Here is a 15,891-nt window from a genome sequence, read left to right as displayed (position 1 = left end):
CCGGACACAAAAAAGCCGGCATAAAAATGCCGGCAAACGAGCTCAGAAGAGAAGAAAAGAAAACTTAAGCGCGTTTATCTGTACGGTGTCCTGAGAGACCGTAGTAGAGAATATAGAGGTAACAGAAGATCGGCAAAACGAACGCCAATTGGATACCAATTTGGTCAGCCAGAAGCCCCTGTAACAACGGCACAATGGCACCGCCTACAATGGCCAGGCATAAGATTCCGGAGCCCTGACTGGTCGATGGGCCCAGCTTGGCCAGCGCCAAACTAAAGATAGTCGGGAACATAATAGAGTTGCACAGACCCACAGCCAGTACAGCCCACATCGCCAGATAGCCGCTACCCGTAACAGTAATCAACAGCAGTACACAGGAGCCGATAGAGCAGATTGCGAGCACTTTGCCAGCAGAAATAAAGCGCATAATTAACGCGCCGGCAAAGCGACCAACCATAGCGCCACCCCAATACAGGGAGATATAGAAGGCGGCTTCAGACTCTTCCAAACCGGCGATGGAATCCTCAGCGATAAAGTTCACCAGGAAGCTACCGATAGAGACTTCGGCACCCACGTAGACAAAAATAGCGATCGCGCCCAACACCAAGTGACGGTAGCTCCAGGCGGAAGCGGCTTCAGTATTGGAAACAGACTCAGAAGTTGCACTACTGACAATTGCCGGCAAATTCAAAAATGCGAAGACGATAGCCAGGATCGCCAGCGCGGAGGCCAGAATCAGGTAAGGCACTTCAATAACAGCAGCGCTGGCAGCACCCGCTGCAACACCGGCAGCGGGTAAAATCAGCAGTGCACCAAATTGAGGGGCGATAGTGGTACCCAGGGAGTTAAAGCCTTGGGTCAGGGTCAGGCGGCTGGGCGCCGTGCGCTCATCGCCCAATGCTGTCACATAAGGGTTGGCGGAAACCTGTAAAATAGTAATACCGGAAGCCAGAATAAACAGAGCACCGAGGAACAGTGCATAAACTTCCATTCTTTCAGCCGGGATAAATAGCAAACAGCCAACCACCGAAATACTTAAGCCGGTCACAATCCCTTTCTGATAACCAATTTTACTGACCAGGGCACCAGCAGGCAGGGAAACGAGGAAATAAGCACCAAAAAAGCAGAACTGCACCAGCATTGCCTGGGCATAGTTCAGCTCGAAAATTCCTTTCAAGTAGGGAATCAAAATATCATTCAAGCAGGTGATAAAACCCCACATAAAAAATAGTGAGGTCAGCGCCACCAGGGCAAACCTGTGCCCCGACTGGTCACCCGTCGGTATCTGCGCAGCATCCGTTGCTGTATTACTCTGCATTATTGCCATAATTATTAATCCTGAGACTTCAGCTCACAGGCCTCTCCGGTCGATATTTTTATCCGGGCAAACCTGTGCCTATTGCACCAATCTTTATTGTTGGTACTTTCTATCATGGAGGTAGCGCCGCCTCAGAGGGCTTTTCGATAAGGGGGTTCAAAATGGGGGCAGCGTGGACAATCAGCGGCCGCCAGGCTCCAGACTGTCTGCTATCGGGTCAGGCAAACCGCTTTCTCAACGGCTTCCCTCGAAAGAGTAGATCAACCTGTTTTAGTACTTTTTTTCCCTCTAAGGCTTCCCGGGAGTCCAATAACCTAGCTGTTTTGACGAGACTAACCACAAGGCAGCTCTGTAAATAGTGGTTTTTTCAGGCAGAGGGACAGCGAAAGGAAAAACTCAATCGCGCGGAAAATGACACACAAGCGCAAGCATCTATGAGTAGGGAAAGAAGGGACTAGGAAGGAAACACCAACCGCGCACACGGCAATAAATTTATACACTTGGCGCGGCAGGGAAAGGATCTAGGGAGCCTCTGAACAACTCCCTAGAGTAAAAAAGCAGCTTAGGAAACGATATTGCCGTAGCTCATCAGGCGCTGATAGCGCTTCTCCAGCAGCTCATCAATGGGGATGCTGCTCAGCTGGTCCAGCTGCTCGCTGAGACGGTCTTTGAGGTTATTGGCCATTGCATCTGGATCGCGGTGAGCGCCACCGAGAGGTTCGGGGATGGTTTCATCCACAATACCCAACTCTTCCAACACGCTGGAGGTCACCCCCATCGCCTCAGCGGCCAAAGGCGCTTTCTCGACCGTTTTCCAGATAATGTTGGCGCAACCCTCAGGGGAAATTACAAAGTAGGTGGAGTACTGCAGCATGTTCAGCTGGTCACCCACACCGATCGCCAGCGCACCACCGGATGAACCTTCACCAATCACGGTACAAATAATCGGCGTGCGCAGGCGGGACATCACTGCCAGGTTCTGGGCGATGGCTTCACTGATACCGCGCTCTTCACTGTCGATACCCGGATAGGCTCCCGGGGTGTCGATCAGGGTCAGAACCGGCATTTTAAAGCGCTCGGCCATTTCCATAACACGCAGAGCTTTGCGGTAACCCTCCGGCTTCGGCATACCAAAGTTACGCGCAACCTTCTCGTTTACAGAGCGGCCTTTCTCTTCACCAATCACCGCTACCGGCTTGCCATTTAAGCGCGCGATACCGGCGATAATCGCCTTGTCATCACCAAAGTGACGGTCGCCGTGCAGCTCATCCCAATCGGTAAATAAACGCTCGATATAGTCCTTTGAATAGGGACGTTGCGGATGGCGGGCTACCTGTACGACCTGCCACGGGCTCAGGTCGGAGTAGATGGACTCGGTCAAAGTTCTACTCTTCTCCCGCAACCGGGTAACTTCATCGGCGATATTCAGCTCGTTGTCATCACCCACAAGCTGCAGCTCTTTTATCTTGCCTTCCAGCTCTGCAATTGGCTGCTCAAACTCGAGAAAATTAAAATTCATGAAATCTGCGCCTTTAACTCTTTTTGTTACCACCGGGCTATCACAGCGGCATAGCTTAACTGTACAGAACCAGCCAGTCGAGCCCGGTAGATTTTAACGCCGTTGTGCGTATTGAAGCGCCACCTGCTCACGTCCCAACAGTTCCCTGAGGGACTGGACCATCTGGTCGTTTGGTTCTACGTTCCACTGCGGCGGCAGTCGGTACAAGCCCCGGGCATCGTGGCGGGAAACCTCAAGGCTGACCCCGCACTGACCACCGGTATAGGGTTGCAGGCAAGCGGCCAACCGCTTAGCCAACCCCGGTGCCACACTGCCGCTATCCACCCGCAAGCGCACCCCGGTCACCCGGCTCTGGCGCAACTCATCGAGCGTGGAAACGCTATTTACTGTCATCTTCAGGCCGCCGCTGTAATCGTCAGTGGCAACCGGTCCATCCAATACCAGCAGAGCATCCTTGGCCAACTTGTCTCGATGTTCGCCAAAGGCCTCGCTGAACATGGCCGCTTCAATACGGCCACTGCGGTCATCCAGGGTAACAATAGCCATGGAATCACCGCGTTTTGTTTTCATTACCCGCATCGCCACAACCAGACCCGCAACTTTTTGCGATTCCCGGCCGGGTTTCAAATCGGCGATTCGCGCCTTCACCAGGTGTTGTAACTCACCGGCATACTCGTCAATCGGGTGCCCGGTGAGATACAGACCCAGGGTATTCTTTTCACCTTCCAGGCGCTCGCGAATACTCCAGCAGCGTGTGCGGCGGAAATCCTCGTACACATCACCTTCGGATGCCTGGGGCACCACTTCGCCAAACAGGTCCATCATGCCCGCATTGGCATTGGCCTTTTGCTGTTCCGCCGCTTTTACCGCTTCATCCAGCGCGTTAAACAGCACTGCACGGGAATAATCCAAGCCGTCGGCACCATTGGTATCCGGGCCTATGCTGTCCAGTGCTCCGGAGCGCACCAGTGCCTCCAGCGCGCGCTTGTTCACCTTGCGAGGGTCAACCCGCGAGCAGAAATCAAACAAGTCGGTAAAAGGACCGCCCTCTTCCCGTGCCGCAATAATATTTTCAATCGGACCTTCACCCAGGCCCTTAATCGCACCGAGACCGTAGATAATGCGGTTGTCGATATCCACCGAGAACTGGAAGCTGCCCAGATTTACATCCGGCGGCACCAGCACCAGCTCCATGGCTCGGCACTCTTCGATAAAGGTCACCACCTTATCGGTCTTATCCATATCCGAAGACATGGTCGCCGCCATAAACTGGGCGGGATAGTGCGCTTTTAGCCAAGCGGTCTGGTATGACACCAGAGCATAAGCCGCAGAGTGCGATTTGTTAAAACCATAGCCTGCGAACTTCTCTACCAGGTCGAAGATCTTAATCGCAAGTTCGGGGTCAATTCCTTGCTCTTTTGCCCCGTTTTCAAAAGTGGCCCTCTGTTTGGCCATTTCCTCCGGTTTCTTTTTACCCATCGCCCGGCGCAACAGGTCGGCGCCACCGAGGGTATAGCCCGCCAACTCCTGGGCGATCTGCATAACCTGTTCCTGGTAAACAATAACCCCGTAAGTGGGCTCCAGGATCGGTTGCAGTTTTTCGTGCTGGTATTTGGCATCCGGGTAGGCCACCTGGGCGCGACCGTGCTTACGGTTAATAAAGTCATCAACCATGCCCGATTGCAGCGGACCCGGACGGAACAGGGCCACCAGGGCGATCATATCTTCCAGGTTGTCCGGCTGTAGGCGCTTGATCAGGTCCTTCATACCCCGGGATTCCAGCTGGAATACCGCCGTGGTCTCTGCCCGCTTGAGCATTTTGAAGGTTTCTTCATCGTCCAGCGGCAGCGCGGCAATATCCAGGGGCTCCTCACCCACGCGCGCACGGGTCTCGTCCACCATGCGCTTGGCCCAGTCGATGATGGTCAGCGTCCGCAGGCCGAGGAAATCGAACTTCACCAGGCCAGCATCTTCCACATCGTTTTTATCGAACTGGGTTACCAGACCCGCACCGGTCTCGTCACAGTAGAGCGGCGCAAAGTCGGTGAGCTTGGTGGGGGCGATAACCACACCACCGGCGTGCTTGCCCACGTTGCGGGAGACCCCTTCGAGTTGCAGGGCCATCTCCCAGATTTCCTGGCCTTCATCGTCGTGATCGAGGAATTCCCGCAGGATCTCTTCCTGATCGAAGGCCTTTTGCAGGGTCATGCCCACATCGGGGGGAATCATTTTGGACAGCTTGTCGGCGAGGCCGTAGGACTTGCCCTGTACCCGCGCCACGTCCCGCACCACCGCCTTCGCGGCCATGGTTCCGAAGGTAATAATCTGGCTCACCGCCTGGCGGCCATAGTTGTCCGCAACGTAGCCAATTACCCGGTCGCGCTTCTCCATACAGAAGTCGATATCGAAGTCGGGCATCGAAACCCGCTCCGGGTTCAGGAATCGTTCGAACAGCAGATCGTATTGCAGCGGGTCCAGATCGGTAATGTCCAGCGAGTAGGCCACCAGGGAACCGGCACCGGAACCCCGCCCCGGGCCCACCGGGATATCGTGGTCTTTGGCCCACTGGATAAAGTCCATTACGATCAGGAAGTAACCGGGGAATCCCATCTGGATAATGATATCCAGCTCAAAGCGCAGGCGGTCTTCGTAGATCTGGCGGCGCTCGGCATAGTCCGCAGCGGACTTGTCGAGGATGGTGGCGAGGCGCCGCTCCATACCTTCGTAGGAGACCTTTTCGAAGAACTGGTCTTCGGTCATGCCCTCGGGAATCGGGTATTCCGGCAGGAAGTATTTACCCAGCTGGATCGGTGCGGTGCAGCGCTTGGCGATCTCCACAGTGTTTTCCAGGGCTTCGGGGATATCGCTAAACAGCTCCCACATTTCTTCCGGTGTGCGGAAATACTGCTGCGCGGAATAGCGGCGTTCGCGGCGGGGATCATCGAGAGCGCGGCCTTCGTGAATACAGACGCGCACCTCGTGGGCCTCGAACTCGCTCTCGTCCATAAAGCGCACATCGTTAGTCGCGACCACTGGCAAGTTCAGGTTCTGGGCCAACTTCACCGCCGAGTGCAGGTAGTCCTCATCGCCGGCGCGCCCGGTGCGCTGTAACTCCAGGTAGTAGCGGCCGGGGAATAACTCCGCCCACTCCCGTGCCAGCTCCTCCGCCTGAGCGCGGCGCCCCGCCACCAGGGCACGGCCCACATCGCCGTACTTGGCACCGGACAGCATCAGCACCCCTTCGCTGTACTCCTTAACCCATTCGCGTTTGATATAGGCGTTACCGTGGTACTGGCCCTCCATCCAGGCGCGGGAAATCAGCTCGGTAATATTGCGGTAACCATCGGCGTTCATCGCATAGAGAGTGATCAGCGTAGGCTTGCCCTCGCCGCCTTCGCTAAGCCAAAAATCCGCTGCGGTAATCGGCTTGATACCGGAGCCCAAACAGGCCCGGTAGAATTTAATCTGCCCGTAGAGATTGCACTGGTCGGTAATCGCCAGGGCTGGCATTTCCAACTCCTGGGCGCGGGCGATGGCCGGCTTGATTCTTACCAGGCCATCGATCAGGGAAAATTCTGAGTGAATTCTTAGGTGGACAAAGGGTTGGGTCATAGTCGCATTTAGTTCCGGGCCCTGCGAGGCCCGGCCCCGACAAAGCGCTATCGATTGTTTACCAGATTCGGCCCATTTGCCGCGCGCGCTCAGTGCAGAGCTTTAACACTGCACGGCGCTCATCATTGTTCATGGAGCCCCAGCGGCTGATTTCGTTACCACTGCGAAAACAGCCCTCGCACAGGTCCTGCTCATTCAGGGCACATACGGAGATACAGGGGGATTTCACCGGGCGCTCTTTCGGCTCCACGGTTTTTACCGGTTGTTCAGACATCTTTAGCCTCAAGCGGGACCAGTTCACTGGCGAAATGTTTGCCGTTGGCCGCATAGTGATCGCTGCTGGCTTTGAGCAGCTCGTAGGTGGCGGGATCGAGAGATTTTACTACCTTGCCGGGAGAGCCCAGCACCATAGAGTAATCGGGGATTTCTGTGCCCTCGGTCACCAGCGCATTGGCGCCAATGATACAGCACTTGCCGATTTTGGCCCGGTTTAAGATCACGGCATTGATACCAATCAGGCTGTAATCACCAATGGCACAGCCGTGAAGCATCACTTTATGGCCTACGGTGACACCGGTACCGATGGTTAATGGCACACCCACATCGGCATGCAGTACCGAGCCATCCTGTACGTTGCTGTATTCACCGATAGTGATCGGCGCACAGTCGCCGCGCACTACCGCGTTAAACCATACGGAGCTGTGCGCGAGCATACGCACATCTCCAATCACATGGGCACCGGGCGCAATATAGTGGCCCTCACCTTCCAGTTGTGGCTGTTTATCCCCCAATCTGTACAGCATTTGGCCTCCGGCTCGATATGATTATGAACCGCTTATTATCTCGCGCCAAAGAGGCCGTGGCTAGGGAGAGATGATTGCGCTTTTCCCAATATTACCGGCTAGAGTAACTCGCCCTGCTGGACAAAGTTGGCACCCTCAAGAGTGAGCAAGCGCGCTTTCAAAGACAGGCCGCCGGCATAGCCGGTAAGGCTGCCATTGGCTCCGATTACACGGTGGCAGGGAATAACGATGGCAATCGGGTTCGCACCATTGGCCCGCGCTACCGCGCGAATAGCCCGTGGCTGATCCAACCACTGGGCTTGCTGGCTGTAACTGCGGGTTTCGCCAAAGGGAATTTGCAACAGCGCATCCCAAACTCGGCACTGAAATTCAGTACCCTTTGGCGCCAGAGGCAAATCAAAGCTTTTGCGCTGGCCAGCGATATATTCCCGCAACTGCTGGGCGGCCAAATCTGTCAGCTCCGAGGCGCCCCGCTGCCAACCGGCCCCCAAACGCAATGGTCGTTCATCGTCATAAAACTGGAGTGCAACTATACCTCGGGAGAGACCCTCTCCCTCTTGCTCGCAGGCCGCGATGGCAACATCCCCCAATTCCGTGGTGTAACTCTCATAGACAATCATTTTTTCTCTCCAGATTTCAGGGACTGCCACAACAAAATGGCTCCATATGCCCGCCAGGGCCGCCACTGCTCTGCCCGCTCCAGGGCCTGCTTGGGTTTTGCCTTTTCACCATCACTGCCCAAGGCTTGCAGAATACCCAAATCCGACGCGGGGAAAGCATCCGGCATCGACAGGCCCCGCATAGCAATATAATGCGCCGTCCAATCGCCAATACCCGGCAGTGCCGTTGCTTGGCTGCACCAGTCCTCCAGGGACTGATCGGCAAAACTCACACGGCCATCCAAAGTTGCGGCGACAAACTCCTGTAGGGTTTTCACCCGAGCCCGGGTCAAGCCCAGATCGGCAAAGTCCGCCTCAGCGAGACGCTCCGCCGTTGGGAATAAAAACCGCTCTCTGCCAGCATCGTCCACAAACGACTCCCCGTAGCGGGCCACGATACGTCCGGCAATAGTGGTCGCCGCCGCGACACTGATCTGCTGACCGAGAATCGCCCGCAGTGCATATTCGAATGGGTCCCAGGCACCGGGCAAGCGCAGGCCCGGATTCTTCGCCAACTGATCCGCCAGCAGTGGATCTTCATTTAATACCGTCTGGATCTCTTCAATATCCGCATCCAGATCAAACAACCGGCGCAGGCGCTGGTTCAGCAGATATAACCCTGCCCCACCTTCCTGGCCAAATATCTCCACTACCAGGCGATTGCGTTCCGGATCGTGGGAAACCTCCATCACGCCGCGACAGGCATCCAGCTCGAAACTGCGTGAATAGACCTCCCCCTCCACCTGCTCTACCCCGGCCAAAGCGCGAGTTCCCAAGAAAGCCAGGAGTTGTTGCCAATCTAACGGCGGGCGGTAATCCAGGTACAACCGCACCCGAGTCGCACTCGCCTTCTCCGCGCGTTCTGCATGCCCCTCCCTGCGCACCTCGGATGGGGTGCGTTGATAGATCTGTTTGAATACGCCGTTAAAGCGTCTCAGGCTGTTAAAACCAGACTCGTAGGCGATTTCAGCAATAGGCAGGTCCGTATCCCGCAGTAAACGAAAAGCAAACAGTGCCCGCTCAGTTTGCCAAACCGCCAAGGGGCTTACCCCCAGGTGCTCAGAGAACAGACGACGCAAATAGCGGCTGCTGACCCCGAGACGCTCTGCCAGTCGCTCCACGGATTGAGGCTCGCGCTCACTGTGCATCAGCTTTAAAGCGCGCTGCACGGTGGTCGACACCAATCCCCAAGCTGGACTGCCCGGCGCAGAATCGGGGCGACAGCGCAGACAGGGCCTAAAGCCCGCATTGGCCGCCTCCGCCGCAGTCTCAAAATAAGTGACATTGCGCTCCAGTGGTGGCCGAGCGGGACAGATCGGGCGGCAGAAAATGCCGGTTGTTTTCACTGCTGTATAGAAGCGCCCATCAAAGCGTCGGTCTCGGGCCAATCGCGCACTGGAGCAAACTGCTGCATCAATCTTCATAAGTCTCTCTCGTTTCTGACTACCAGTGTATGGATTGGACGGTATCGGAACTAGTCATAAACGGAACTGACCATTTTGGACTGTAGACTTATAAGTCAGGAAGGTGGGGCCCAGAGGGAGAGCAGCCAATTGGGCTCTCTTTAAATATCTCTCTAAGAACACCTCGGTTGAGAAGTCGCACCTAAGGAACCTCTGAACAACTCGTTGATGCCTCTGGCTTACAGAATTACGGTCAAGGTGCAGCTACGCAGAAATGCCTAGGCCGTTAAGAAAGTCGCAATGCGGAGTTGAATCGCTCTGTAAGCCAGAGGCACTACGAAAACATCCAGCGATTCTTTAGCTTTGCAAACAGCCAAGCCGTTGCTTTGCTCAACACCAGCTCTATATGTGTTAGCCCCAGCGGGTAATAAAAAGTTGTACAGAGATATTTTTGATCAGTTTGACTGTTATTTTTTCAGAACGGCTTTAATAGGCGAAAATTTGTTGAAATATAATTGGTTACAAGGTGAGTCTATATTTGAGATATGTAATCAAAGTGATCTTTTTTCACATCTGTCACGATTAATATAAAAGTAAGCAAGCTTTTAATTTGAATAGAATTTTTAAGGCAAGGCGTAAGATTGATTCCAGGGTAGTAATCAGGATAATAGTGATCAGAATGAGCACTATATAAATGTTAGATTCTTACACAGAAGAAGATATATGAATAAATTATCTTTAATCGCACCATATGCAGTCATAGTATCTGTGCTCTATCTTCTTGGATACTGGAGTGTGTTTAGAATAAACATCTTCGAATACGTCAATTTAACAGACATCCTTAAAGTGTCTATTTATCAGCTAGCCTACTATGGTTCATTCTTTGTTATCTCTGGGCTTATCTTTCATTTTTATACAGGAGAGATTCTAGAGCCTGGCGCAGGTGCAGGCACATCGAAAGGTAAATTTTTTAACAAGCATAAAAAAATAATTTTCTCTATAGTTCTTATTCTTGCATTGTATATTGCGCTATTTACTAGTCACCCCACACGCTGGTTTTTATCCACCTGCATTTTGACTCCATTTATTGGAGCATTTGCTTCTAGAGTTACCATTCTTGACCATGTAATCACCAATCATTCATTTCGAACTATGATAGTGACATTCATCATACAGATTCCTATTTTTGCTTTCGGCTGGGGTAACTTATCAGGTGTTTCAGCTAAAACCAGTGAGAGTAAGACTGTTATAATTAATCAAGGCAAAAGTTACCAGAATCTTGGAGTTGCAGGTTCATACATTTTTTTATGGGACAAAAATAGCTCTGAAGTACTAATTAAATCGCTATCTGAAATAAAAGAGCTTAAATATAAGTTGTCCGGTCAAGAGTCATTTTGGGGACAGTTGACAAAGAGTAATGAAGCTAACAAGTCAAGTAACACAAACAACGATAAAGCCGCTGCCGGCTCTTGAGACGTTATACGGTAGGCGTAGTAAGTCCGCTTTCGACCCAAAGCGGTCTCAGGCTCACGATGACTCTGACTCTAATGATTTGCGAATGATTCTCAAGTCAAAGAGGCTACATAAAGACTTTTTATGCATTTAAGTTTGTTTTAGCCTGCATTGTTTAGTGTTAACTTTGTGAGCATGATCACATACAATAACTACATGGAGTATAAATGTACATTCGTACGGTCGAAATTGAAAACTATCGAGCCTTCAAAAACTTCGAGATCCAACTTTCACCTCTCAGTCTAATAATCGGTGAAAACGAAGCAGGCAAAACCAACCTATTCGACGCGTTAGCCTTACCACTTAACAGCAACGACATTAGTTTTAATAAGAAACGTCTCTCAGTTTCGGATATCAACCGTGAAGCAATCAAAGACTTTTACCAAGCTATCATCAATGGCAACGAAGATGATGAGATCAAAGCTTTGATTCCAAAGGTTAGGGTTGAGGTCGAGTTCACTGAGCCAAAGGACTTTATTGAAGAAGGCGTTATTGGTAAGTGGATAATCGGTGGAGAAGCCGACGAAAGCTATAAGATTCGCTACGATTTCAGGCCCAAAGATGCAGACCAATTTGTCAAGACCGCCAAGGACTTACTCGAGGGCATCGAGAGCATCAAAGATACACGCTGGTTCAATCTACCTATAGAGCTGTACGACTACGACGTAACGCAAAGCAATAATGGGTTAAAAGTTAGCTATTCTGATCTAAGTCTTATAGCCATCAATTCGATAAACGCTGAGCGTGACGACTTTGCCGAAAGTAATGCTCAGAAATCAAACGACATTCTGACCAAAATGCTGATTTCCTCTCTCGAGGATTCCGATAAAGCCAAGATTAACAGTGCGTACACCTCTTTCTTTGATGCAATCGAAAGCACCGAGACATTCAATAAGATTGTTACACCTGATCCAGACTTCGAGAATTTCTTCGACGAGATTGTCGACAGGCTTGAATGTATCCCCAACCTACCAAATTTAAAGAGCATCCTATCCAACATCACCTTGAAGTCTGGTGAAAGTTACTTATATCAACGTGGCCTTGGATATCGTAACCTCGTATACATCTACCTGTTATTTGAGTTCTTCAAGGGCAACAAGAATGCTCTCAACCTTTGCTGCATCGAAGAGCCTGAAGCACATCTGAGCGTAAATAACCTGCGCTTCGCAACCGACTTCATCTATAAAAGCACTCAAAAAGGTGACTCTTCTCTTCAAACACTAATAAGCTCCCACAGCCCACAGGTCATCAACAAGCTGGAACTTACTAATGTAATCGTTCTGTCAGGTAATGATGCCATCCAACTAACTGATAGTAAGAAGCGTCTAACCAACTACCTTCGTAAAAGACCAAACTTCGACATTTTAAAACTATTGTTGAGCAACAAGACCGTCCTCGTTGAAGGCACTACCGAGGAAATGCTAATCAACGCCATCCTCTATCGTGACAACGATAACGTCAACAGCCTAGAAGTGATCTCCATCGAGCAAACCGGCTTTACAACATTTATGGACGTCTGGCTGCAAGTCAATAAGGGCAATACCAAGAAGAAGCTAAGTATCATTCGCGATTACGATGACAATGACTCGACCAAAGACAAACATCAAAAATACGATACCGATAACGGCAATATTCGAGTAAGAACCACCACCAAGTATACGCTCGAAGATGACCTTGCAGAGACAGATGGAAACCTTGGTCGCTTAAATACATTGTTCAATAAGAAGTACAAAACCTCTGACGAAATGGCTGAGTTCCTAAAGAAAAGTAAAGCTGAAAGGATGCTCAAGATAGCAGATTCCATCCTAGATAATGAGAACAAAGATCCGATCACGTTACCCAAGCACATTCAAGAAGCCTTGGATTTCATGAAATGATTGAAGTTCAAATAGCCGGAGCTGGCGCAGGTAAGACTTATGGCCTTGCTGAGAAGATCATCGCACACTACGATCCAGCGTCGTATAAAAAGATCTTTGCCATCACTTATACCAACAGTGCCGCGAAGAACATCTCAGAAGCGATCATCAAGCAACTTGGATACTTACCAGAAAATATCGTAGTTTGCACAGTTCATACGTTTCTATTGAATGAGATCATTTACCCTTACTCTCCTTTCGTCCTAAATGAAGTACACACTACATCTTCACGGTGCAAAACATTCTCAAACTTTCCTCCTGGCAAGTCAGTTGCGAAAAAACAAAGAGAAGCCAAGAGCACTATTTCAAGACTAAAGAGAATTGGGGTGATACACGTCGATGAAACCTATGCCGCAGCGTGGAGAGTTGTCGATGAAAACTACTCAAAACACAACAGCCAGAAAAAGAAGTCTAAAGTCAGGAAAATTCACAAGCTGATAAGTAGTGCGATTGATAAGATTTTCCTCGACGAGACCCAAGATCTTGATGACACAGCACTCAAGGCATTTCAGAAAATTGGAGAATATTCTGTTGACATCTACATGGTAGGCGATCCCAAACAAGCAATAGATTACCCAAACGCTTTCAAAGCCTGGTTAGCTGAGAACAAATCTAACGAAAAAGTCAAAGTGCTGGAAAATATAACGACTTCCCGCAGAGTCCCACAGAAAATTCTCGACCTATCAAACACCTTCTGCCCCAAAGGCCAAGAGCAGGAAAGCTTGTCTGAAGTTGAAGGACGCCTAACATACATCACATCAGAAGATGACCATTACGACGAAGTGCTCAGCTTCCACATTGAGAATGGAAGCTTAGTTAGCATCTTCAGAAAAGAAGGTAATTACTCAACCAAACAAGCAGGATCACTACCCGAGTTTGACCCAGAGGTAGAAGAGCTACTTACAGTGAAGTTTCCCAAATATGAAGAGGGCGTGGTCATATACTCATTACAGCGTTTCTTTGCCTCCCTGTTATCCAAGAATGACAACAACAAATCCATACGTAAATTTCTTGGTGAACTGGAGATTCCGTATAACAAAGAGCTGTTCAAAAAACTATGCCGATCAGCTGAGCAATACAGTTCATCCAGGGACAATTCGGCCAAGTACGCAATAAGCAGCATCCAACGAACTAAGGGCTTAGAGTCTAAGGTGTGTGTCTTAGTCCTAACGCCAGTGATTTTCAAGTGCTTAATGCAGGATGGTGTAACCAAGTTCAATAAGACTTGGAATATGGTTTATGTCGCATTAACGAGAGCTGAGTCAGAGCTTGTTGTCGCAGTAGACATGGATTTGCTTGGCAATAAATATAAGCACGATGACATTGTTCAGCGCCTTAAATCTATTGGGTTTGAAGAGCTAAACCCAAATCTTTCAAACCAAGAAACCGAAGAGAAATTAGAGGAAGCGTAATATCAACTAAAGCGAGAAATAGGACATCCATGAGCACAAATAAGCACAAATAGGACACCCATGAATCATACCCAACAGGGTTGGCGGCTTATGCTTTTTGTTCGGTGGGTGTCTAATTCTGCTTTGCTTAGCCATGCCCATGCCGTGCTTGAGCCCTGTTTGTCGGCACCGACAAGCAGCACTTTAGCGAAGCGCAGTCAGCGACATTAATAGCAATCATTGTTTTGCCAACGCCGCCTTTCTAATTGATAAACGAGATTACTGCACAAATAGGACACCCATGAATCATGGGAGAGGAAGAAATCGGCGGAGTAAAAATCCATACTCACCAGAGGGGCATAGAAACACGAATGTACGGAGTATTTTGTCTATTTGTGGCGTGCAGAGCTTTCAGCACACAGGGCGAACAGGTATCGATCGGTGGGATAAAAAATGATTCAATTTAGTTGAGATGAGGGGTAAGAGAGAAACTTCTGGCAATCAAGCACACCTTGAGCCCAGCGTTTATTCAATAAGTTACAGGCTTTCCGTACTGCTTCAACCGCCCCTACCAAACCCTTAAATCGGCTTTCAAAATTTCGGTTGAGGTAAAGCCAGTGCTCAGGTGAAATACCCAAGCGTTCAAGTATGGGAGGGGTATTCTCAGTGATAGTGCCGCGCTTTCTGGGATCTAGATGCCGACCGCTCCAATCCACCAACTCCAATTAATGGCCCAGCTGAAAAGGTAAACCTTTTGGCATATTTAAGCGCTCATCTCCCACAAACGGCAGTAAACTTTTGGGTTGCTCAGCGGTGATTGCAGAGCGAATACGCAGTTGAATAGAGGTGTAATCAGAGTCTTCAAGCGTTTTGGCAATATTAGCGCGGATAGGGTTTAGGTCTACATAGGCCATGCAAGCGGCGAGGGCTTTTTCATCCAACAAAGCCTGGGACTTAAATCGCCCCTCCCAAAAACGGCCTGTACACTTGTCTTCAGCATTGGCTTGTCGAGCAATAGACTCGTTTAAACAGCGCATAAACCAACTGATATCTATTAAGCGTTCCCTCCATATTGCGGTGACTTCTCTTAGCTTTTCCAGCTCACAGTGATCGAGGGTATCGCCTTTGAGATAGCGTAGAGCCAGAGAGGGAGCCCGAAACAGCTTCTCCCAACGGGTAATTACCTCTGTAAGAGACCACTTATCAAAAGCTTTTTTGTCGATGTAGAGTACTACATGGTAGTGATTGCTCATAACCGCAAAAGCAGCAATATCCAGCGCAAAAACCCCGGCCAATTGCTGTATACGATTTTCAATCCATTCGCGCCGATGTTCGTAATCTCTCCCAGATTCACTATCCCGACCACAAAGGAATGCTCGCCGCACACAGCGGGATACGCAGTGGTAATAAGGGGTTGCATCAAGAGATATCTGACTGCTTCGAGGTAGAGTCATCAGCTGAACACACATTAACCTGGATGAAAATCCAGTATTTTCTTGTGTTTCCACCCTTTGTCAATAGAGTTGGCGGCTTATACCTTCTGTTTGGTAGGTGTTTAGATCAACTCTTACTAGGCCACCTCGCCTCCAGGCTAAGACTTATATGATGTTTCTATTCGTCAGCTCGTAGTTTTGCTAGTGGCTTCCTCCCCACAATACTTCACGGTGTTGCAGTTGCCATTCGCTAGTAGTTAGCATTTAATGGAGCCCATTAAATGGTGATTTCCCTACAGGGGACTTTAACCCCATTAGTTCACGC

At 50.2% G+C, this 15,891-nt stretch carries 11 protein-coding genes; 3 read left to right on the top strand and 8 right to left on the bottom strand.

The window, feature by feature from the left end; genetic code table 11:
• Positions 1-64: 64 nt before the first annotated feature.
• From ACJJIM_RS03865 to ACJJIM_RS03835, 7 genes are all read right to left on the bottom strand, one after another.
• Entirely contained in the window at positions 65-1,327 is a 1,263-nt protein-coding gene (locus ACJJIM_RS03865; protein ID WP_413664876.1) for a sugar MFS transporter, read from the bottom strand.
• A 553-nt stretch (positions 1,328-1,880) separates the two neighbouring features.
• The gene (locus tag ACJJIM_RS03860) at positions 1,881-2,837 is read right to left on the bottom strand and encodes an acetyl-CoA carboxylase carboxyltransferase subunit alpha (RefSeq protein WP_282931792.1); all 957 of its coding nucleotides are present in this window, start codon (positions 2,835-2,837) and stop codon (positions 1,881-1,883) included.
• A 93-nt stretch (positions 2,838-2,930) separates the two neighbouring features.
• Positions 2,931-6,449 carry a DNA polymerase III subunit alpha gene (gene dnaE, locus ACJJIM_RS03855; protein ID WP_444912437.1) on the bottom strand — a complete coding sequence of 1,173 codons (3,519 nt, stop codon included), beginning with the start codon at positions 6,447-6,449 and terminating at the stop codon, positions 2,931-2,933.
• A 58-nt stretch (positions 6,450-6,507) separates the two neighbouring features.
• Positions 6,508-6,723 carry a DUF1289 domain-containing protein gene (locus tag ACJJIM_RS03850; RefSeq protein WP_108732299.1) on the bottom strand — a complete coding sequence of 72 codons (216 nt, stop codon included), beginning with the start codon at positions 6,721-6,723 and terminating at the stop codon, positions 6,508-6,510.
• A complete protein-coding gene (locus tag ACJJIM_RS03845; RefSeq protein ID WP_444912436.1) occupies positions 6,716-7,252 on the bottom strand; it encodes a gamma carbonic anhydrase family protein in 537 nt (178 codons plus the stop codon). Before ACJJIM_RS03845 ends, ACJJIM_RS03850 begins: the two co-directional genes overlap by 8 nt.
• A gap of 98 nt (positions 7,253-7,350) precedes the next feature.
• Positions 7,351-7,872, bottom strand: coding sequence for a methylated-DNA--[protein]-cysteine S-methyltransferase (locus ACJJIM_RS03840; protein WP_444912435.1), 522 nt, complete (start codon positions 7,870-7,872; stop codon positions 7,351-7,353).
• Entirely contained in the window at positions 7,869-9,335 is a 1,467-nt protein-coding gene (locus ACJJIM_RS03835; RefSeq protein ID WP_444912434.1) for an AlkA N-terminal domain-containing protein, read from the bottom strand. Before ACJJIM_RS03835 ends, ACJJIM_RS03840 begins: the two co-directional genes overlap by 4 nt.
• A gap of 702 nt (positions 9,336-10,037) precedes the next feature.
• Between ACJJIM_RS03835 and ACJJIM_RS03830 the strand changes: the two genes are divergently transcribed.
• From ACJJIM_RS03830 to ACJJIM_RS03820, 3 genes are all read left to right on the top strand, one after another.
• On the top strand, positions 10,038-10,787 hold the full coding sequence (locus tag ACJJIM_RS03830) for a hypothetical protein (protein WP_444912433.1): 750 nt from the start codon (positions 10,038-10,040) through the stop codon (positions 10,785-10,787).
• A 206-nt stretch (positions 10,788-10,993) separates the two neighbouring features.
• Positions 10,994-12,703, top strand: a complete 1,710-nt coding sequence (locus ACJJIM_RS03825) for an ATP-dependent nuclease (protein ID WP_444912432.1) — start codon at positions 10,994-10,996, stop codon at positions 12,701-12,703.
• Positions 12,700-14,154, top strand: a complete 1,455-nt coding sequence (locus ACJJIM_RS03820; protein ID WP_444912431.1) for a UvrD-helicase domain-containing protein — start codon at positions 12,700-12,702, stop codon at positions 14,152-14,154. The genes ACJJIM_RS03825 and ACJJIM_RS03820 overlap by 4 nt, the downstream gene beginning before the upstream one ends.
• A gap of 704 nt (positions 14,155-14,858) precedes the next feature.
• On the opposite strand, the gene ACJJIM_RS03815 is transcribed toward ACJJIM_RS03820, so the two are convergent.
• Positions 14,859-15,587, bottom strand: coding sequence for a transposase (locus ACJJIM_RS03815; protein ID WP_444912430.1), 729 nt, complete (start codon positions 15,585-15,587; stop codon positions 14,859-14,861).
• Positions 15,588-15,891 lie beyond the last annotated feature (304 nt).

The sequence above is a fragment of the Microbulbifer maximicatervae (SeqCode) genome (assembly GCF_052467615.1).
The sequence above is the reverse complement of the archived record's forward strand: the minus strand, read 5'-3'. Positions and strand labels throughout refer to the sequence as shown.

What these genes read in the sequence shown, in the direction of transcription:
- ACJJIM_RS03850 (WP_108732299.1), bottom strand. Translation starts at nt 6,723, where the DNA reads ATGTCTGAACAACCGGTAAAAACCGTGGAGCCGAAAGAGCGCCCGGTG.
- ACJJIM_RS03825 (WP_444912432.1), top strand. Translation starts at nt 10,994, where the DNA reads ATGTACATTCGTACGGTCGAAATTGAAAACTATCGAGCCTTCAAAAAC.
- ACJJIM_RS03830 (WP_444912433.1), top strand. Translation starts at nt 10,038, where the DNA reads ATGAATAAATTATCTTTAATCGCACCATATGCAGTCATAGTATCTGTG.
- ACJJIM_RS03815 (WP_444912430.1), bottom strand. Translation starts at nt 15,587, where the DNA reads ATGACTCTACCTCGAAGCAGTCAGATATCTCTTGATGCAACCCCTTAT.
- ACJJIM_RS03835 (WP_444912434.1), bottom strand. Translation starts at nt 9,335, where the DNA reads ATGAAGATTGATGCAGCAGTTTGCTCCAGTGCGCGATTGGCCCGAGAC.
- ACJJIM_RS03860 (WP_282931792.1), bottom strand. Translation starts at nt 2,837, where the DNA reads ATGAATTTTAATTTTCTCGAGTTTGAGCAGCCAATTGCAGAGCTGGAA.
- ACJJIM_RS03840 (WP_444912435.1), bottom strand. Translation starts at nt 7,872, where the DNA reads ATGATTGTCTATGAGAGTTACACCACGGAATTGGGGGATGTTGCCATC.
- ACJJIM_RS03865 (WP_413664876.1), bottom strand. Translation starts at nt 1,327, where the DNA reads ATGGCAATAATGCAGAGTAATACAGCAACGGATGCTGCGCAGATACCG.
- ACJJIM_RS03845 (WP_444912436.1), bottom strand. Translation starts at nt 7,252, where the DNA reads ATGCTGTACAGATTGGGGGATAAACAGCCACAACTGGAAGGTGAGGGC.
- dnaE (WP_444912437.1), bottom strand. Translation starts at nt 6,449, where the DNA reads ATGACCCAACCCTTTGTCCACCTAAGAATTCACTCAGAATTTTCCCTG.
- ACJJIM_RS03820 (WP_444912431.1), top strand. Translation starts at nt 12,700, where the DNA reads ATGATTGAAGTTCAAATAGCCGGAGCTGGCGCAGGTAAGACTTATGGC.